General features: G+C 32.2%; 16 protein-coding genes. 13 read left to right on the top strand and 3 right to left on the bottom strand.

Annotated elements, in window-relative coordinates; all coding sequences use genetic code 11:
* Window position 1 precedes the first annotated feature (1 nt).
* The 10 genes from mraY (at window position 2) to J9309_RS02540 (ending at window position 11,720) form a co-directional block, all read left to right on the top strand.
* Window positions 2-1,228, top strand: coding sequence for a phospho-N-acetylmuramoyl-pentapeptide-transferase (gene mraY / locus J9309_RS02585; protein ID WP_230476880.1), 1,227 nt, complete (start codon window positions 2-4; stop codon window positions 1,226-1,228).
* 5 nt (window positions 1,229-1,233) lie between these two features.
* Window positions 1,234-2,565 carry a UDP-N-acetylmuramoyl-L-alanine--D-glutamate ligase gene (gene murD / locus J9309_RS02580; protein WP_230476879.1) on the top strand — a complete coding sequence of 444 codons (1,332 nt, stop codon included), beginning with the start codon at window positions 1,234-1,236 and terminating at the stop codon, window positions 2,563-2,565.
* 23 nt (window positions 2,566-2,588) lie between these two features.
* A complete protein-coding gene (locus J9309_RS02575; RefSeq protein WP_230476878.1) occupies window positions 2,589-3,797 on the top strand; it encodes an FtsW/RodA/SpoVE family cell cycle protein in 1,209 nt (402 codons plus the stop codon).
* Window positions 3,769-4,875, top strand: coding sequence for an undecaprenyldiphospho-muramoylpentapeptide beta-N-acetylglucosaminyltransferase (murG, locus tag J9309_RS02570; RefSeq protein ID WP_230476877.1), 1,107 nt, complete (start codon window positions 3,769-3,771; stop codon window positions 4,873-4,875). The genes J9309_RS02575 and murG overlap by 29 nt, the downstream gene beginning before the upstream one ends.
* Window positions 4,875-6,218, top strand: coding sequence for a UDP-N-acetylmuramate--L-alanine ligase (murC, locus tag J9309_RS02565; RefSeq protein WP_230476876.1), 1,344 nt, complete (start codon window positions 4,875-4,877; stop codon window positions 6,216-6,218). The genes murG and murC overlap by 1 nt, the downstream gene beginning before the upstream one ends.
* Window positions 6,208-6,945 (top strand): cell division protein FtsQ/DivIB, encoded by a 738-nt coding sequence (locus tag J9309_RS02560; RefSeq protein WP_230476875.1) that lies wholly within the window; start codon window positions 6,208-6,210, stop codon window positions 6,943-6,945. The genes murC and J9309_RS02560 overlap by 11 nt, the downstream gene beginning before the upstream one ends.
* Complete coding sequence (gene ftsA / locus J9309_RS02555) at window positions 6,938-8,431, top strand: cell division protein FtsA (RefSeq protein ID WP_230476874.1); 1,494 nt, start codon at window positions 6,938-6,940, stop codon at window positions 8,429-8,431. Before J9309_RS02560 ends, ftsA begins: the two co-directional genes overlap by 8 nt.
* A 32-nt stretch (window positions 8,432-8,463) precedes the next feature.
* Entirely contained in the window at window positions 8,464-10,317 is a 1,854-nt protein-coding gene (gene ftsZ / locus J9309_RS02550) for a cell division protein FtsZ (protein WP_230476873.1), read from the top strand.
* 88 nt (window positions 10,318-10,405) lie between these two features.
* Complete coding sequence (locus tag J9309_RS02545) at window positions 10,406-10,855, top strand: GatB/YqeY domain-containing protein (protein WP_230476872.1); 450 nt, start codon at window positions 10,406-10,408, stop codon at window positions 10,853-10,855.
* A gap of 319 nt (window positions 10,856-11,174) precedes the next feature.
* Entirely contained in the window at window positions 11,175-11,720 is a 546-nt protein-coding gene (locus J9309_RS02540) for a septal ring lytic transglycosylase RlpA family protein (protein ID WP_230476871.1), read from the top strand.
* A gap of 125 nt (window positions 11,721-11,845) precedes the next feature.
* Here J9309_RS02540 and mqo read toward each other — a convergent pair whose 3' ends face one another.
* Window positions 11,846-13,339: a malate dehydrogenase (quinone) gene (gene mqo / locus J9309_RS02535; RefSeq protein WP_262897275.1), complete on the bottom strand. Its 1,494-nt coding sequence runs from the start codon at window positions 13,337-13,339 to the stop codon at window positions 11,846-11,848.
* A gap of 316 nt (window positions 13,340-13,655) precedes the next feature.
* On the opposite strand from mqo, the gene J9309_RS02530 reads away from it, so the two are divergent.
* The 3 genes from J9309_RS02530 to J9309_RS02520 are packed head-to-tail and all read left to right on the top strand — an operon-like array spanning window position 13,656 to window position 16,754.
* On the top strand, window positions 13,656-14,636 hold the full coding sequence (locus J9309_RS02530) for a C-type lectin-like domain-containing protein (protein ID WP_230476869.1): 981 nt from the start codon (window positions 13,656-13,658) through the stop codon (window positions 14,634-14,636).
* Window position 14,637: 1 nt separating this feature from the next.
* A complete protein-coding gene (locus J9309_RS02525) occupies window positions 14,638-15,801 on the top strand; it encodes a C-type lectin domain-containing protein (protein ID WP_230476868.1) in 1,164 nt (387 codons plus the stop codon).
* Window positions 15,802-15,803: 2 nt separating this feature from the next.
* Window positions 15,804-16,754 carry a C-type lectin domain-containing protein gene (locus J9309_RS02520; protein ID WP_230476867.1) on the top strand — a complete coding sequence of 317 codons (951 nt, stop codon included), beginning with the start codon at window positions 15,804-15,806 and terminating at the stop codon, window positions 16,752-16,754.
* A gap of 67 nt (window positions 16,755-16,821) precedes the next feature.
* Here the strand turns inward: J9309_RS02520 and groL are convergent, their stop codons facing one another.
* Together groL and J9309_RS02510 are read right to left on the bottom strand one after the other, a co-directional pair.
* Window positions 16,822-18,447 (bottom strand): chaperonin GroEL, encoded by a 1,626-nt coding sequence (groL, locus tag J9309_RS02515; RefSeq protein WP_230476866.1) that lies wholly within the window; start codon window positions 18,445-18,447, stop codon window positions 16,822-16,824.
* A 115-nt stretch (window positions 18,448-18,562) separates the two neighbouring features.
* Complete coding sequence (locus J9309_RS02510; protein WP_230476865.1) at window positions 18,563-18,841, bottom strand: co-chaperone GroES; 279 nt, start codon at window positions 18,839-18,841, stop codon at window positions 18,563-18,565.
* Window positions 18,842-18,987: the final 146 nt, after the last annotated feature.

Genomic DNA, 18,987 nt, shown 5'->3' with positions numbered 1-18,987 from the left:
AATGTTATATTATTTATTTGATTATTTAAACGAATTAAACATTCCAGGAGCAAGGATATTTCAATATACATCTTTTCGCGCTGGTATGGCAATTCTATTAGGAATGTTCATCAGTTTGTTTTACGGTAAAAATATCATCAATTATTTACGTCGTGAACAAATGGGGGAAATCGTTCGAGATTTAGGATTAAAAGGTCAAGTTGAAAAAGCTGGTACTCCAACAATGGGAGGTATCATTATCATTTTAGCTACACTTATTCCGGTTTTATTATTTGCCAAATTACACAATATCTATATTATCATACTATTGGTTTCAACGTTATGGTTGGGAGTTATTGGGTTTTTAGATGATTATATTAAAGTCTTCAAAAAGAATAAAGAAGGGTTAAAAGGTAAATTTAAAGTTGTTGGTCAAATTGGTTTAGGTTTAGTCGTTGGGATTATGCTATTTACGAGTGAATCTGTTACGGTAAAACACCAAATTGATCGTGCAGATAAAGTGACTGAATTAGCTTACAAGCAAGTTAAATTCGGCCAAGAAGAAAAATCTTTAGATACAACAATGCCTTTCGTGAAAGGAAATGAATTTAATTATTCAGATGTTTTATTCTGGATGGATGACGATAATAAATTAGTTTGGGGAGGAGTAATCTTCGTTATTGCTGTAATTTTTATTATCACAGCAGTATCAAATGGAGCTAATTTAACGGATGGAATTGACGGTTTAGCTGCCGGTACTTCCGCAGTTATTGTCTGTGCTTTAGCCTTATTTGTATTCGTATCAGGTAACATTATTTTTGCAGATTATTTAAATATCATGTTCATACCAAAATCAGAAGAAGTATTAATCTTCTGTGGAGCATTTTTAGGTGCTTTGATTGGTTTTATTTGGTATAATACTTACCCAGCACAAGTGTTTATGGGAGATACAGGAAGTTTAGCAATTGGTGGAATCATCGCTGTTTTAGCAATTATTTTGCGTAAAGAATTATTACTACCAATCTTATGTGGAATTTTCTTTGTAGAAAACCTTTCAGTGGTTCTACAAGTTTCATATTTCAAATACACTAAAAAGAAATTTGGCGAAGGTAGACGTATCTTCTTAATGGCGCCATTACATCACCATTACCAAAAATTAGGGTATCACGAATCTAAAATTGTAGTTCGTGCAATCATCATCGGAATTATTCTAGCAGTAGTTTCTGTAATTACACTTAAAATTAGATAAGTTCGATGAAAAGATTAGTTGTTTTAGGTGGTGGAGAAAGTGGTGTTGGTACAGCCATCTTAGGAAAAAAAGAAAATTTTGATGTTTTTCTATCAGATAGAGGAATTATCAAAGACAAGTATAAAGCAATGTTGGAAGAACATGGAATTGCTTACGAGGAAAATCAGCACACAGAAGAATTAATTCTGAATGCAGATATCGTAATGAAAAGTCCAGGTATTCCAAAGAAAGCGACCCTGATTCAGAAATTAAAAGAACAAGGGACTTCGGTTATTTCTGAAATCGAATTTGCATCAAGATATACTGATGCAAAAATTGTTGCTATAACAGGATCTAATGGTAAAACAACAACAACAAGTTTGATGTACCATATCCTAAAGCAAGCTGGATTAAATGTAGGATTAGGTGGAAACATCGGTACAAGTTTCGCGCTTTTGGTAGCTACTCAACAATACGATTATTATGTGTTAGAGATTAGTTCTTTCCAATTAGATGATATTGAAACTTTTCGCCCTGATGTAGCTATTTTATTAAACATTACACCAGATCATTTGGACGAGTATGATTATAGTTTTGATAAATATGCCTTGTCTAAATTCAAAATCACAGAAAACCAAAGCGAAGATGATTATTTCATTTACAATTTAGATGACCCTAAAATGGTTGAAATGTTGGAAGGAATAAACATTCGAGCGAACCAAAACCCATTTACTATGAAAGATGCTAATCAAAATTCGTACGCGAATAATGAGTTCTTTTTTATAAATGACTCTGATGGTGGATTAAAAATGCGAATTGATGAATTAAGTTTAATCGGTACGCATAATGTTTCAAACTCTTTAGCAGCAGCAACTGCAGCTAATATTTTAAAAGTTAGAAAAGAAATCATCAAAAAAAGTTTAATGGATTTTAAATCTGTTGAACATCGTTTAGAACCTGTTTTAAAAATTGGAGGAATTAATTTCATCAACGATTCTAAGGCAACAAATGTAAATGCAGCATATTTTGCTCTAGAAAGTATGAAGAATCCTACTGTTTGGATTGTTGGAGGGAAAGATAAAGGAAACGATTATGAAGAATTACTTCCTTTTGTAAAAAAGAAAGTTCATTCTATCGTTTGTCTAGGATTAGATAACCAAAAGATTATTGATTTTTTTAGTCCTTATATTTCAACAATTGTACAAACAGATAATATGAAAGATTGTGTTGAACAAGCATATAAATTAGCCAACAAAGGAGATACCGTTTTATTATCACCTGCTTGTGCAAGTTTCGATTTGTTCAATGGATATGAAGATCGTGGAGATCAATTTAAAGAAGAAGTTCGAAAATTATAATACCAAGACAACCTAACAAATTAATGGCAACTATAATACAGAAATATTTTAAAGGCGACAAATCGCTATGGTCTTTCATTTTGATTTTAGCCATCTTTTCCTTCTTACCTGTATATTCAGCAAGTTCTAACTTGGTGTATACAGTAGGAACAGGTACTGTATTATCGCATTTAACAAAACACGCTGGTTTTCTTTTAGTAGGTTTACTAATCATGTTTGCTGTACAAAGGTGGGATTACCGATATTTTGGTTTTTTTGCATCTACGGCAGTTGGTATTTTAGCCATCTTACTTTTATTTACCTTGATTCAAGGACAAACCATTGGAGGTGCCAATGCTTCACGTTGGATTATGATTCCAGGAATCGGAATTGGTATTCAGCCTTCAACTATCGCTTCACAAGCTTTAATGATTTATATCGCACGTTTTTTAACTAAAAACAGAGATAAAGAATATACTTGGAAAATAGTAATTCTTCAGTTGTTATTACCAATGGGATTAATCATTGGATTAATCTTCCCATCGAATGGTTCAACAGCATTAATGCTAGCAATGATGGCAGGTATGTTATTAATTATTGGAGGATTCCCTTTAAAATTTTTAGCTGTAATTGGTGGAATTGGAACTGCTGCAGTTGGTATTTTTATTTGGGCAGCATTAACGTTTGCTGATTTATTTTCTAATAACCGTGTACACACTTGGATTTCTCGTATAGAAAAGTTCTTCAGCGACGAAGCACAAACAACATTAGAATCATATCAAGTATTACACGCAAAAGCAGCAATTGCAAGAGGAATTGCAGAGATGTCTGGTCCAGGTAAAAGTGTTTTTAAACAAACATTACCTCAGTCATCTTCCGATTTTATCTTTGCAATTATCGTAGAAGAATATGGAGCAATTGGAGCAATCTTATTAGTATTTACATTCTTGTTTATACTTTTCAGAATTTGTGTTATTGCATCTAAAATACACACAGTATTTGGAACTTTATTGGTATTTGCAGTAGGAATACCAATTATTTTCCAAGCTGTAATCAATATGTCGGTAGCTGTTAATTTAATTCCGGTAACTGGGCAACCATTACCAATGATAAGTTACGGTGGAACCGCCTTGTGGATGACATGTTTATCATTTGGTATAATCTTAAGTGTAAGTACACAGATTAAATCAAATGAAGAATTAGAAATAGAACGAAAAAGATTTAATGGAAATGACATCGAAGACATCGCCTAAGGTTTTAATTTCTGGCGGAGGAACTGGTGGACATATCTATCCAGCAATTGCCATTGCAGATGAAATCAAAAGACGTTTACCTAACGCTGAGATTTTATTTGTTGGTGCAGATAGTAAGATGGAGATGGAGAAGGTGCCAAAAGCTGGTTACGCAATTAAAGGATTACCTATTGCTGGATTTGATCGTAGCAATATGAAAGCTAATTTTAGTTTTCCTTTTAAATTGATTAAAAGTGTTTCGCTTGCCAAGAAAATTTATAAAGAATTTAAACCAGACCTTGCCGTTGGTACGGGTGGTTATGCAAGTGGACCTATGCTTTGGATAGCTGGTAATAATAATGTTCCGTATGTATTACAAGAACAAAATTCGTTTCCAGGGGTTACAAACAAAATATTAAAAAATAAAGCTGCTGCAATTTGTACAGCTTATGAAGGTATAGCTCAGTTTCCTGCTGATAAAGTTCATTACACAGGAAATCCGATTAGAAGCGAAATTTTTACAAATTTACCTTCGAAAGATGTAGCTATGAAAGGGTTTAATTTAGATCCTAATTTACCAACGGTTTTATCTGTTGGTGGTAGTCAAGGTTCAAGAGCGATGAACAATGCTTGGCTTGAAAATTTAGATGAATTAGTTGCGAGTGGAGTCCAATTAATTTGGCAAACAGGAAAGTTAGATTTTCCTAAAATTAATGAATTGGTTGGTAATAAATATCCAACAATACATGTAACGGAGTTCATTTATAACATGAAAGATGCTTATGCAGCTGCAGATACAATTGTATCGAGAGCAGGAGCAATGGCTATTTCGGAATTAAGTATTATTGGTAAACCAACAATTTTAATTCCTTTACCATCTGCGGCAGAAGATCATCAAACAAAAAATGCAATGGCATTAGTTAATCAAGATGCAGCAATCTTGGTAAATGATTCGGAAGCAAAACAAAAATTAGTCAAAGAAGTTGTTGCATTAGCAAATAATAATGCCTTAAAGAATAGATTATCATCAAACATTAAAGCATTCGGGAAACCTAATGCAACAAAAGAAATTGTTGATATCTTATTGAATTTATTATAATGGGAATTTTAGATAAAAAATATTATTATTTCATCGGTGCTGGAGGAATCGGCATGAGTGCTTTAGAACGTTTTTTCAATTCTATTGGAAAAGTAGTTTTAGGGTATGATAAAACACCGACTGAATTAACATCTGAATTAATTGAAGAAGGAATTGATATTCATTTTAAAGATAATATCGATTTAATTCCATCAGATATTAATCAGGAAAATACATTGGTTGTTTATACACCAGCAATTCCAAAAGATCATAAAGAATTAAATTACTTTTTTGATCAAAATTTTGAGGTTTTAAAACGTTCAGAAGTTTTAGGTGCTATTACAAGAGATACTTACGCAATTGGTGTTGCGGGGACTCATGGTAAGACAACAACTTCGTCAATTTTAGGACATATTCTGAAAGTTGCTGATTTAGATTCAACAGCATTTTTAGGCGGAATTGCAGAAAATTACAATTCAAATATCATCTCAAATGGCTCTAAATATACAGTTTCTGAAGCTGATGAATTTGATCGTTCATTCTTAAGATTATCTCCAAAAGTTGCGATCATTACATCTGATGATGCAGATCATTTGGATATATATGGCGAAAGAGATGAAGTAAAAAAATCATTTCAAGAATTTGCGTCTATCGTAGAAGAACAACTTTTCGTAAGAAAAGGGTTAGAATTTTCTAATGCTAAAACTTACGGAGTAAATGAAGGTGCTGATTACGATGCTGTAAACGTGAGAATAGAAAATGGCTTTTATATTTTTGATGTTGTAACTCCGAATGGAGTATTGAAAGACATCTATTTCATGTTACCAGGAAGACATAATATGGAGAATGCAACTGCGGCAATTGCTGTAGCTGATTTTTTAGGAATTTCGGGTGAAAAAATTCAAGAAGCTCTACAATCATTTGTTGGAGTTAGAAGACGTTTTAATCGTACCACTATTAATGGTAAAATTTATATAGACGATTATGCGCATCATCCAACAGAATTAGATGCTGTAATTAATTCGCTTAGAGAGTTATATCCAGGTAAGAAAATTTTAGGAGTTTTTCAGCCACATTTATTTACTCGTACAAGAGATTTTGCAACAGAATTTGCACAAAGTTTATCTCAGTTAGATGAATTAATGTTATTGGATATTTATCCTGCGAGAGAGCTTCCGATTGAAGGAATTACTTCAAATTGGTTGTTAGAAATGGTGGATTTAAAAGAAAAAGAAGTATATTCATTAGATGAAGTATTACCTGCTATAAAAACAAAAGATTTTGATGTTTTATTAACGGTTGGTGCTGGTAATATTGATACAATTGTAAAACCTATAAAGAACTGGTTAAATAGTGAAGCGTAAAGAGGTCATATTTTTGATTTTTGGTGTTATTGTATTAGCTATATTAGTAAGCTTTTCAGTAATTCATAACGCAGTACGTCCAGTTGAAAACGTAGCAGTGAAATTTTCTTCTGAAAATGCTAATTATTTTTTGAACGATAGCATCATTAAAAATATAGTTAGCAAAGAGGATAAAGATATCATGTCATTAACTTTAAGCGAAGTTGATGTTGAAAAAATAGAAAATAAAGTAGCAAAAAGTCCTTATGTTGACTCGGTAGAGGTAAGTAAAGATGTAAAAGGTACAATTCATTTTGAAATTAAAACAAATGTACCAATTGCTAGAGTTAATTCCCCAAGAGGTGAATTTTATATCTCGACAACTGGACAAAAAATGCCTTTATCAAAATTGAATTCAGCCGTTGTTTTATTAATCAGTGGTGATGTTCAAGAATATGAATTTGAAGATTTAAGTAAATTTGTTGAAGCGATTCAAAATGATGATTTGTTTAAAAATCATATCATCGGAATTGAAAAAGTAGGTAAAAGATCCTATAATTTGATCGTAAATCGTGGAAATTTTTACATAGAATTCGGAACTTTAAATAATTTTGAAAAAAAATTAAAAAACTTAAAGTTATTTTACGAACAATACATTAATTATGTAGGTACGGAAGAATACGAAAAATTAAGTCTAAAATTTATTAACCAAGTTGTAGCAACCAAAAGAACTATACAAGATGAATAACAATATTGCAGTAGGACTAGACATTGGAACTACTAAAATTGTAGCCTTAGTCGGAAGAAAAAATGAAAATGGAAAAATCGAGATTCTTGGCTTTGGACAAGCGAAGAGTTTAGGGGTACATAGAGGTGTTGTAAATAATATTACACAAACTATTAATTCTATACGCGAAGCTGTTGATAAAGCGGAGCAATCATCTGGTATAAAAATAACTGAAGTTACAGTAGGTATTGCTGGGCAACATATTCGTAGTTTACAACATAGTGATTATATCACTCGTGAAAACTCTGAAGAAGTAATTAATGACGTTGATATTAAAAAATTAACGCAACAAGTTCATAAATTGGTAATGTTACCTGGAGAAGAAATTATTCACGTATTACCACAAGATTTTAAAGTTGATAATGAAGACGGAATTGCAGAACCAATTGGTATGTATGGGAGTCGTTTAGAGGCTAATTTTCATGTGGTTGTAGGGCAGGTTTCATCTATTCGTAATATTGCACACTGTGTTAAAAACGCAGGATTAAAATTGGCTTCAATGTCTCTAGAGCCTTTAGCTTCTGCAAGTGCTGCATTAAGTATGGAAGAGAAAGAAGCAGGTGTAGCTTTAGTTGATATTGGAGGTGGTACAACTGATATAGCTGTGTTTAAAGATGATATTATCAGACATACATCAGTTATACCTTTCGGAGGAAATGTTATTTCTGAAGATATTAAAACAGGTTGTTCTATCATTGGTAAACAAGCAGAATTATTAAAACAAAGATTTGGTTCTGCGTGGCCAAATTTTAATAAAGAAACAGAAATCGTTTCTATACCAGGTTTAAAAGGTAGAGATGCGAAAGAAATTTCATTAAAAAGATTATCACAAATAATTCACGCTCGTGTTCAAGAAATTTTAGAACAAGTTTATTTAGAACTTAGAAATTATGGAAGCGAAGACTATAACAAGAAATTAATTGCTGGTATAGTTCTAACAGGTGGTGGTTCTAAATTAAAACACATCCAACAATTAACGGCTTACGTTACTGGTATGGATGTAAGAATCGGATATTCTAATGAGCATATTGTTGGAAGTAAAGCCGAAGAAATTAGTGGTCCTGAATATGCAACCTCAGTAGGTTTGTTAATGAAAGGATTAGACGAGTTAGATTACAGTTTACATAACGAAATCTACCACGCACCAATCAAAGAAAATTTAAAAGAAGTTGTAGATAATGTAGTAGCATTACAGTCTTTATCAACAGCAGAAGCCGTTGAAGTAGCAATTACTGAAATTGCTAAAGAAGACACAGTAGTTACTCCAAAAGATGCAACAACTATTGAAGATACTCCTAAATATGTAGCACCAAAACAAGAAATTGATGACGTGATGGGAGGTGTAGTCGGTGAAGTTGAAGAAACAAAACCAAAAGAACCTAAAAAACAAACATTCTTTTCAAAATGGACTGATAAGTTCATTCAAATGATTAATGAAACTGAATAAAAAAACTATTTGAACGACTAAATAATAAGAATATGGACGAAATTTTAACAGGAGATATCGTTTTCGATATGCCTAAAAGCCGTTCTCTGGCTATCAAAGTGATAGGAGTAGGTGGTGGAGGTAGCAATGCTGTAAACTACATGTATGAGCAAGGTATTGCTGGTGTAGACTTCGTTATTTGTAATACAGATGCACAAGCATTAGCTAACAGTCCAGTGCCTACAAGAATACAACTAGGACAAGCAATTACTGAAGGTTTAGGTGCAGGTGCCAATCCTGAAGTAGGAGAAAAAGCAGCGGAAGAAAGTGTAGATGATGTACGCGCAGTTTTAGATGCGGGAACTAAAATGGTTTTCGTTACTGCTGGTATGGGAGGTGGTACTGGTACAGGTGCAGCTCCGGTTATCGCTGGAATCGCTAAAGAAATGGGTATCTTAACAGTAGGTATTGTTACAGCGCCATTCTATTTTGAAGGTAGAATGAGGTTAGAACAAGCTGAAAGAGGTATTGAAAAATTAAGAAAAAACGTTGACTCATTAATCGTTATTAATAACGATAAATTACGTGAGTTATATGGAAACTTAGGTTTTAAATCTGGTTTCTCTAAAGCTGATGAGGTTTTAACAACAGCAGCAAAAGGTATTGCAGAGGTAATTACTCAGCACTACGCTATGAATATCGATTTACGTGATGCTCGTACAGTTTTAGCTAACTCTGGTACAGCTATAATGGGATCTGCAAAAGCTTCTGGTGAAAACAAAGCAAAAGATGCAATTACAGCTGCGTTAGATTCTCCATTATTAAATAATAACAAAATAACTGGGGCTAAAAATGTCTTATTATTGTTATTATCTGGTAATAATGAGATTACGATGGACGAAATCGGTATTATTAATGATCATATCCAAAATGAAGCAGGAAATTCTGCTAACATTATTATGGGTATCGGTGAAGATCTTGAATTAGGAGATGCTATTAGTGTAACTATCGTTGCAACTGGTTTCCCTACAGAAGATCAATCATACACAGGTAAAGAAGAAGTTAAAATTGTTCATGCTTTAGAAGAAGAACAACCAATTCACAGAACTTTATCTACAGAAAATCCAATTCCGACAAAGGTTAATCCAATTTCATTAAATTTTGGTCGTAATGCAGCTCCAGCTCAGCCACAAGCTCCGAGTTATACTGCTCCATCACAACCATCACAAGGAATAAATTACCCAACACAACCAGAAGCTCCACAAAATTCTTTTGAACAAAGACGTTTTGAGCAACCAGTTGAGACAAGTAATGGACAAACTAGATATACATTAATCGACGATGAGGTAGAACCAGTTCAGGAAACTAGAAATTACGATGATTTTGAGCCAAGATTAAAAGATACATCTTCATCATCTACAACAGTAGATAATACAGTAAATGTATCAAATCAATCTCAAAATTTATTCGGGTCTAATTCAACGAACGTAAATCCGTCGAATAATCAACCTCAGAATAGTTTAAATAACTATGAGGCTCCACAATCTCAGATGTTTAATATTAATGAAGTTCCTTCATTACAACAAACATCAGCACAAGAAATTGTAGATGAAATTAGTGTTATTGAAGAGGTTCAGAATCCAATTCAGAATCAAGCAATAGACGAAGCATTAAATCAAACAGTAGAAAATAGAAGAGATAGATTACGTCAATTTAATTTTAAATTTAATTCTCAATTGAGTAATCAACAAGTTGATGAATATGAAGCGATTCCTGCTTATCAAAGACAGGGATTACAATTGAACAATAGAACTGAAAATCGTTCATCAGATTTATCTTTAGGATCTAATAACAACAACGAACCACAAATTAGACCTAACAATTTTTTACATGACAATGTAGATTAATAAATAGTCGCAATATTCTTATTATATAAAACTCCAAATCTTAGATTTGGAGTTTTTTTGTGGTAAATTTGAATCAAAATTTATTACAATGAGTTTAGAAATAGAAATTATGTCTCAATTAAAAGAGGCAATGAAAGCAAAAAATACTATTGCATTAGAAGCGTTACGTGCTGTAAAATCTGAATTATTATTAGCAAAAACTTCAGGTAGTAACGAAGAATTAACTGAAGCTCAGCAAATAGCTTTATTACAAAAGTTAATTAAGCAAAGAAAAGAAGCTGCAGAACAATTTAAAGCTAACGGTAGAGTAGAATTAGAAGAAAAAGAATTAGCACAAGCAGAAGTTATCTTACAGTTTTTACCAAAACAATTAACACCAGAAGAATTAGAAGCTGTAATTAAAGAAATTATTGTTGAAGTTGGTGCCACATCTCCAAAAGATATGGGAAAAGTTATGGGAGCTGCATCTGCAAAACTAGCTGGTAAAGCAGAAGGTAAGCTGATTTCTGAAAAAGTAAAGGAGTTATTAAATAACTAAAATATATCTTTAAAAAACTGAAGATAAATTACATAAAGCTAAGACATACAATGTTTTAGCTTTTATTTTGTGAAATATTCAAAATTTTAATGAAAAGATAAGTTGTTGTAATTCAGTCAAAAAAACGTTTAATTGGAATGTTTCCCAAAAAAATTAATATATAGCTGTTTTTTTAACAAGGATTTAACAAATTGCCCAAACCTATGCTATACTAGCGCTTTAAGAGATTAATATGGAGTAAAAAATAGCAAATAGAACCATTCTAAATAATAAGCCTTAATCGTCCTTATATTTGCAACGTAATCAGAAAATCTAAAGGATGAACAAAATTATATTAACATTACTTTTTATGTTAGTTATTTTTCCAATAGCAAATGCTGATGGTAAAATTTTAAGAGAGTCGGACTCTATGGTAGTTGAAAGAATTACGAAAATCGTGCCAGACTCGAATGAAAGATTTAGCAATGATGTTGATAATGATACAATTAAACCTGTAAAAGAATTATCAACTGAAGAGACAAAGAAAATTGAAGAGGTTATTGAAAATGCTGCAATAGTTTCTTCTGGTGTGGTTTCTTGGTATGGAGCTAAATTCCATGGGAGAAAAACAGCGAGTGGTGAGGTTTATGACAAAAATGAATTAACAGCTGCACACAAAACATTACCTTTCGGAACAAAAGTTAAAGTAACGAATATTAGAAATGGTAAATCTGTTGTCGTAGAAATTAACGACAGAGGGCCATACGCTAAATCGAGAGTGTTAGATCTAAGCCAAGCGGCCTTCAGTGAAATTGGACATACCAATTCTGGAGTAATGCATGTTGAATATGAAATCTTAGATGATTCATCTTCAAAAGAGTTATAGTAATAACACTACATGTAAAATTTAAAAAGGATAAACTTTATAGTTTATCCTTTTTTGTATCTTAAATTTTAAAGCAATAAAAAAGCCACTCGATGAGTGGCTTTTTTAATTTATATAATAATCAATTATTTGATTTTTAAAGTAGCGTTTGTTCTTGTTCTACTTTCTTCAACTAAAGAAGCATCGTTGAAATCTTTTCCGAAAGAAGGAATCATTGTTTTTAAAGTTTCGTTCCATTGATTTTTCATCAATTCAGGGAAACATTTATTTAAAACATTAATCATTGCAGAAACAGATGTAGACGCACCAGGAGAAGCTCCTAATAACGCTGCGATTGAACCATCTTGTGCAGCAACAATTTCAGTTCCGAATTTTAAAACACCTTTTCCGTTTTGATTTTCGATAACTTGTACACGTTGTCCAGCAGTTTGTTCAAACCAATCTTCTAATTTAGCTTCAGGTAAGTAATCTCTTAAAGATTCAACTTTTTTCTCTTTTGATAATAATACTTGTTCAATTAAGTATTTTGTTAAATCCATATTATTTAAACCACAGTTCATCAAGAAACCTACGTTTCCTAAATTTACTGATTTAAATAAATCTAAGTTAGATCCTTCTTTTAAGAATTTAGTTGAGAAAACAGCAAATGGTCCGAATAATAAAGATTTTTTACCATCAATTACACGAGTATCTAAGTGAGGTACAGACATTGGAGGAGCTCCAAGTTGTGCTTTACCATATACTTTAGCAAAGTGTTTGTTGATAACTTCTTCGTTTTGACAGATTAACCATTGTCCACCAACTGGGAAACCTCCAAAGTTTTTAGATTCTGGAATACCAGATTTTTGTAAAGTTAAAATAGCTCCACCACCAGCACCAATAAATACGAAATCAGCATTTACAGGTTTAGAGTTTCCAGCTTTTAAATCTTTTACTTTAACAGCCCATTTACCATTAGATAAACGAGTAACGTCAGTAACTTCGTGAGAAGTTTCTAAAGTAATTTCACCTTTATTTTGTAATCCTTTGAAAATTTCACGAGTTAATTCTCCGAAGTTAATATCTGTACCGATCTCCATAAAAGTAGCAGCTACTTTTTCATTCGGATTACGACCGTCTACAATTAATGGAGCCCAAGTTTTGATTTGTTCAAAATCCTCAGAATATTCCATATCGCTAAACAACGGATGTTTAGACATTGCTTCGTATCTTTTTCTTAAGAAATTCACATCATCTTCACCCCAAACAAAACTCATGTGAGGAGTTTTGCGTAAGAAATTTTCAGGAGAAGAAATATAATTATTGTCTACTAAATAAGACCAAAATTCTTTAGATGTTTCAAATTGCTTCGCAATATCAATTGCTTTAGCAATATCAACATTACCATCTTTACCTTGCGGAGTATAGTTTAATTCACAGAAAGCAGAGTGTCCAGTACCTGCATTGTTAAATGCTTCTGAACTTTCAAAACCAATTTTATCTAATTTTTCAAAAACTGATATTTTGATTTCTGGATTTAATTTTTTTAGAATAATACTTAAGGTAGCGCTCATGATTCCAGCACCAATTAAGACTACCTCTTGTGGTTGTTTTTCCATCTTGATTTCTAAATTTACCACAAAGTTATTAATAAATACCTTGATTTTTTTAATAATATGCAACTAAAAAGAATGATTTTTTACATAATGTAATTGATATGAAGACTAATATAAATTTGAATTCAGGTAAAAAACGATATAGAATACTTATAAAAAAAGCTAAAGTAAAAAATTAAATCCGTGTTAACATTTAAGTGGTTGATATATAGTTATATGATTTTTATTTTAATTAGTTAAAAAATGATTATAATTAATTTAAGTTTTTATATTTTTGATACCAATCATTCACACCACCCCTATGAATCATGCTATTTAGTATAAGTAATACTAAATAAAGATGAAACATAATTTACTTTTAGGACTTCTGTTATTGAATATTAATTCTTTAGCGCAAGTTTCCATTTCATACGATCCGCTTTATGAAGGAGATAAACAATCAGTTTTAGATCTTTCAGATGTAAAAAATAAAGGTTTTTTAGGACCTAAAGTTGCATTGAATGGGATTTATGATAATTTAACAATCATACGTCCTAGTAGAGGTTTAGTTGTTTACAATACAAATACAGTTGAAGTTTTTGATCCAAATACTTCAAACATGGTTAAATCTATCGTGCCAGGATATTACAGCTGGGATGGATCTAAGTGGTTAAGCTTCGAATCTAAAGAAACTACGAATATTGTTGATAAAAGGGATTTTAGTATTACTTCGTTAGGATATTTACCATCTGGTGCTTTTAGAAATGCTCCTTTGCGTTTTGAAAAAGATGATATCATCGCAATTCAAACAAAATGTGTTACAAATACAAATCAAACAGGTCAGTATTGTAGCTTTGATTTGCAAGATGCTGCTGGGAATATAAAAGGTGTTGATTGGAATTCTGCTTATCAATTAGCGAAAGAAATCGGAGGACATTTACCAGTTATTACGACAAATTCAGAAATTGAATTTTTATATAAGAATTACTTTCACAAAGACATTCAATCAAATTCAAGATATTTTAATTCATGGATTGGATTAAAATCAGTAGCATTACCAGGAGAAAAAGAACAATTTAAATGGATTACAGGTGAATACAGTGATGTGAATTGGTTGAATGGTAAACTGGAATATGAATTTGAAAATGGATCACCTTCACAATTAGGATGCGTTCATTATTCTGAAGATTTGTATAATATAAATTTAGAACCTAATTCTACCGGGCAAGATATCCAACGTAAATGGGAAGTATCACCATGCGACGTAAAAGAGCGCTACAATAATCAAGTCAATCAAAATTTTCCAATGTCATATTTAATCGTTGAATTCTTATTTTATTAATATGAAGAAGCTATTTATTCTATTAACATTTTATACCATACAGCTTCAAGCTCAGATTCGTGTAAATGTTTTAGAGAACAATCAAAAACCAGAAGCTATATTACAAATTGATAATAATCCGAATCAAACTCCAAAAGGTGTATTATTACCAAGAATTCAATTAACTGATAAATATGATTTTACTCCATTCGAGACCGAACCAAAAACGGGTTTAATTGTTTTTAATACCTTGAAAAGTTTAGACTTTCAAGTTGGTGTTTACAGTTGGACTGGTGATATGTGGGAATTATCGAGTAATAATAATATCAAAGAATATATAGAACAACAAGTAGATACGAAATTTTTGGGTTATACTCCAAAAAGAGAAGTGCCTAGTAGATTGAGAGTTGGGAATGAATTTTCTATATCGCTTGTGAATGGTGGTACTGCAAGTGCTAAATTATTAAAATGCATAACATGGGAAATTCCTAATATCGGTAGCGATTTTGGACCACTTTTAAAAAATACTTATTGTATCTATAACGTTTCTTCATCGGCTGGAACTGAAAGTGATTTATCTACTAATCTTACATGGTTTGATGCTTTTCAGTTTGCGAAACAACAAGAAGGACATTTGTTAACTGTGACTGATGACAGAGAATGGGATTTTGTGAAAAAGAATGTATTAAATCAGGAAGTAGTTGGTGATGCAGCGGTAAATAAAAAATCTTGGTTAGGTTCTATTAGAATTAATGATCGTTATGTAGGTACTGTTAGCGCACCATCAAATAATAGAGACCGAATGAAATTTGTATGGGTTACAAATGAAAATAGTGTTTCAATTTGGACAGATCCTCAAAGAATTTTACAAACACACTACGAAGCAGGTTATCCTTCAATAGATATGAATACTCCATTAAACATATCTAATACAGCAGATAACAACAACGATATAACAAACTACGCAGCATATATTACCTCAACGCAAGTTAATTCAGAAAGACAATGGAGAGTAATGAACTCTGAAGGAGTTAATACAAAAATCCGCTCCTACTTAAATAATAATAGAGAAGTTGAGTTATCACCAACAAATATTGATAATGGAAATACAGATGATTTTAAATCGGTTAACATTATTGTTGAGTATACGAATTTCAATGAAAGTAATCTTGTAAATACCCCTTAATTATGAAGAAGTTTTTATTAAGCATTTTAACTTTAACTTCCATTCAAGCTTTTGCACAAGAAGTTTTAGTTTCTCATCCTTCATATAATACATCACATTTAGCAATGAATGGAGATGTAAAAGGATTTCATTTACCTAATGTTGCTTTGGTTGATGTAGCCTCTAAAGCTCCTTTTGAAAATGTAACGGAAGGATTATTGGTATATAATACGAATCCTGATATTGTAAATGGTAATGGAAAAGGAATTTACATCTACATCAATAATAAATGGATAAGATCTGGTGAAAATGCAGATCACTATTTAATTAAAGATTATAAGCAAAAACCGTTATTTAATTATTCATATTCTTCAAACTTCGAGATTAGTAATACAATTACAATAGGTAACAAAACTTTTACAAAAGAAGGGAATTGTGAACCAAGATATGCTGATGATTATGCAGGGAAATATTGTTTATTCACAACTAATCAAGGAGTGAGTTGGACTGAAGCATATGCATTAACAAGAAATAATGAAGTTAATGGTTATTTGCCAATCGTAACAACAGAAGCAGAACAGCAAAATTTAGAAGCGTTTTTAACGAATAAAGGCGTTACATCTAATATTTGGTTAGGGACTAGAAAATTAAATCATTCTAATACTGCGAATATTGAAAATGAATTCATCACACCTAATTATCAAAATTTCTTTGGTAAATCTACAGGTATGAAATGGAGTAACCGTCCGCAGAAATATCATAATTTTTTAGAATCAGAACCTGATAATACTAACCGATCAGAAGGTTGTGTATTAATGTTAGGTGCTAATTTAGGAACTAACGCACAAGGAATATTGTTAGAGAAAAATAAATGGATTGATGTGAGTTGTTCATTATCCAGCTACATTGGTAATTTTTCATCTTCAACTGAGACGGGAGAAATAACAAAAATTGTAGTAGAATTAGGAAATTAAAAATGAAATATAATAAAAATGCCATCCGAAAGGATGGCATTTTTTATATCAATTAGATGAGGTTTGATTACATCATACCTGGCATTCCTCCACCCATTGGCGGCATAGAAGGCTCATCTTTTTTAATTTCTGTAACAACAGCTTCCGTAGTAATTAACATACCAGCAACAGAAGCAGCATTTTCTAATGCAACACGAGAAACTTTAGTAGGGTCGATAACTCCAGCTTCAATCATGTTTACGTACTCGTCAGTTTTTGCATTGTATCCGAAGTCACCTGTTCCTTCTTTTACTTTTGCAACAACTACAGAACCTTCACCACCTGCGTTGTGAACGATTTGACGTAATGGCTCTTCAATAGCACGAGTAACAATTTTAACACCTGTCGCTTCATCAGCATTAGAAGTCTCGATTGATAAGTTGTTTAATGCTCTTACGAAAGCAACACCTCCACCAGCAACGATACCTTCTTCTACAGCAGCACGAGTTGCGTGTAATGCATCATCTACACGGTCTTTGATTTCTTTCATCTCAACCTCAGAAGCAGCACCAACGTATAATACAGCAACACCTCCAGCTAATTTAGCTAAACGCTCTTGTAATTTTTCACGATCGTAGTCAGAAGTTGTAGTTTCAACTTGCGCTTTAATTTGGTTTACTCTGTTTTTAATTTGTTCAGCATCACCAGCTCCGTTTACAACAGTTGTGTTGTCTTTGTCGATAACTACTCTTTCAGCAGTACCTAACATTTCTAAAGTAGCAGTTTCTAAAGTGATTCCTTGCTCTTCAGAGATTACAGTACCACCTGTTAAAATTGCGATATCTTGTAACATTGCTTTACGACGATCACCAAATCCTGGAGCTTTAACAGCAGCAATTTTTAATGAACCTCTTAAACGGTTAACAACTAAAGTAGCTAAAGCTTGACCTTCAACTTCTTCAGAAATGATTAAGAATGGACGTCCTGATTGTGCAACTGGCTCTAATAATGGTAAGATTTCTTGTAAGTTAGAGATCTTTTTCTCACATAATAAGATGTAAGGATTTTCTAACTCAGCAATCATTTTATCAGCGTTTGTTACGAAGTATGGAGATTGGTATCCACGGTCAAATTGCATTCCTTCAACTACGTCAACGTAAGTTTCAGTTCCTTTTGCTTCTTCAACAGTAATAACACCTTCTTTTCCAACTTTAGAGAAAGCTTCTGCGATTAATGAACCGATTGTATCGTCATTGTTTGCAGAGATAGAAGCAACTTGTTTAATTTTTTCTGATGAATCACCAACTTCTTCAGATTGCTCTTTTAAGTTAGCAACGATTCCAGCAACTGCTTTGTCAATACCACGTTTTAAATCCATTGGATTTGCACCAGCAGCTACGTTTTTTAATCCTTCGCGAACGATAGCTTGCGCTAAAACTGTTGCAGTAGTTGTACCGTCACCAGCTACATCATTCGTTTTAGAAGCAACTTCTTTTACCATTTGTGCTCCTAAGTTTTCGATTGGATCTTCTAATTCGATTTCTTTTGCAACAGATACACCATCTTTAGTTACGTGTGGCGCACCGAAAGATTTTTCTAAAACAACGTTACGTCCTTTTGGTCCTAAAGTTACTTTAACTGCATTTGCTAAAGCATCAACACCTCTCTTTAAAGCGTCTCTTGATTCAATATCGAATTTAATATCTTTTGCCATTTTTTTAATGTATTATGTACGATGTAGAATGTACAAAGTACTTGGTTTTGTTATTAATAATTTAAAAATCTAATTATACTATTTACTTAATACAATTATACTTTTTACAATTTAATTAGATGATTGCTAAAATATCAGCTTCACGCATGATTAAGTAATCTTTTCCTTCTAATTTTAATTCTGTTCCAGAATATTTACCGTAAAGAACTTTGTCACCGATTGCAACAGTCATAGGCTCATCAACTTTACCATTACCAACTGCAACAACGATACCTTCTTGTGGTTTTTCTTTTGCTGAATCTGGAATAATAATTCCTGATGCTGTTTTAGTCTCTGCTGGCGCAGGTTCAATAACAACTCTGTCCGCTAATGGTTTAATGTTTAATTCTGACATATTTTTTATTTTTTTATAAATATTAAGTTAATGTGTTTTTGTGCTGATTACTACTCGAAAAGTGTGCCATAGGCTGATTTATGACATTTTGAAATACTTCATGTAAAAAAAAATGCCAGGTTATGACAACCTGACATTTTTATATG

The sequence above is a fragment of the Faecalibacter bovis genome (genome assembly GCF_017948305.1).
Lineage (GTDB): Bacteria > Bacteroidota > Bacteroidia > Flavobacteriales > Weeksellaceae > Empedobacter > Empedobacter bovis.
This window is presented reverse-complemented; position numbering and strand designations above follow the sequence as displayed.

Excerpts from the sequence above, each read along its gene's own strand:
- mraY (WP_230476880.1), top strand. The coding sequence starts at position 2 with ATGTTATATTATTTATTTGATTATTTAAACGAATTAAACATTCCAGGA.
- murD (WP_230476879.1), top strand. The coding sequence starts at position 1,234 with ATGAAAAGATTAGTTGTTTTAGGTGGTGGAGAAAGTGGTGTTGGTACA.
- J9309_RS02575 (WP_230476878.1), top strand. The coding sequence starts at position 2,589 with ATGGCAACTATAATACAGAAATATTTTAAAGGCGACAAATCGCTATGG.
- murG (WP_230476877.1), top strand. The coding sequence starts at position 3,769 with ATGGAAATGACATCGAAGACATCGCCTAAGGTTTTAATTTCTGGCGGA.
- murC (WP_230476876.1), top strand. The coding sequence starts at position 4,875 with ATGGGAATTTTAGATAAAAAATATTATTATTTCATCGGTGCTGGAGGA.
- ftsA (WP_230476874.1), top strand. The coding sequence starts at position 6,938 with ATGAATAACAATATTGCAGTAGGACTAGACATTGGAACTACTAAAATT.
- ftsZ (WP_230476873.1), top strand. The coding sequence starts at position 8,464 with ATGGACGAAATTTTAACAGGAGATATCGTTTTCGATATGCCTAAAAGC.
- J9309_RS02545 (WP_230476872.1), top strand. The coding sequence starts at position 10,406 with ATGAGTTTAGAAATAGAAATTATGTCTCAATTAAAAGAGGCAATGAAA.
- J9309_RS02540 (WP_230476871.1), top strand. The coding sequence starts at position 11,175 with ATGAACAAAATTATATTAACATTACTTTTTATGTTAGTTATTTTTCCA.
- J9309_RS02530 (WP_230476869.1), top strand. The coding sequence starts at position 13,656 with ATGAAACATAATTTACTTTTAGGACTTCTGTTATTGAATATTAATTCT.
- J9309_RS02525 (WP_230476868.1), top strand. The coding sequence starts at position 14,638 with ATGAAGAAGCTATTTATTCTATTAACATTTTATACCATACAGCTTCAA.
- J9309_RS02520 (WP_230476867.1), top strand. The coding sequence starts at position 15,804 with ATGAAGAAGTTTTTATTAAGCATTTTAACTTTAACTTCCATTCAAGCT.
- groL (WP_230476866.1), bottom strand. The coding sequence starts at position 18,447 with ATGGCAAAAGATATTAAATTCGATATTGAATCAAGAGACGCTTTAAAG.
- J9309_RS02510 (WP_230476865.1), bottom strand. The coding sequence starts at position 18,841 with ATGTCAGAATTAAACATTAAACCATTAGCGGACAGAGTTGTTATTGAA.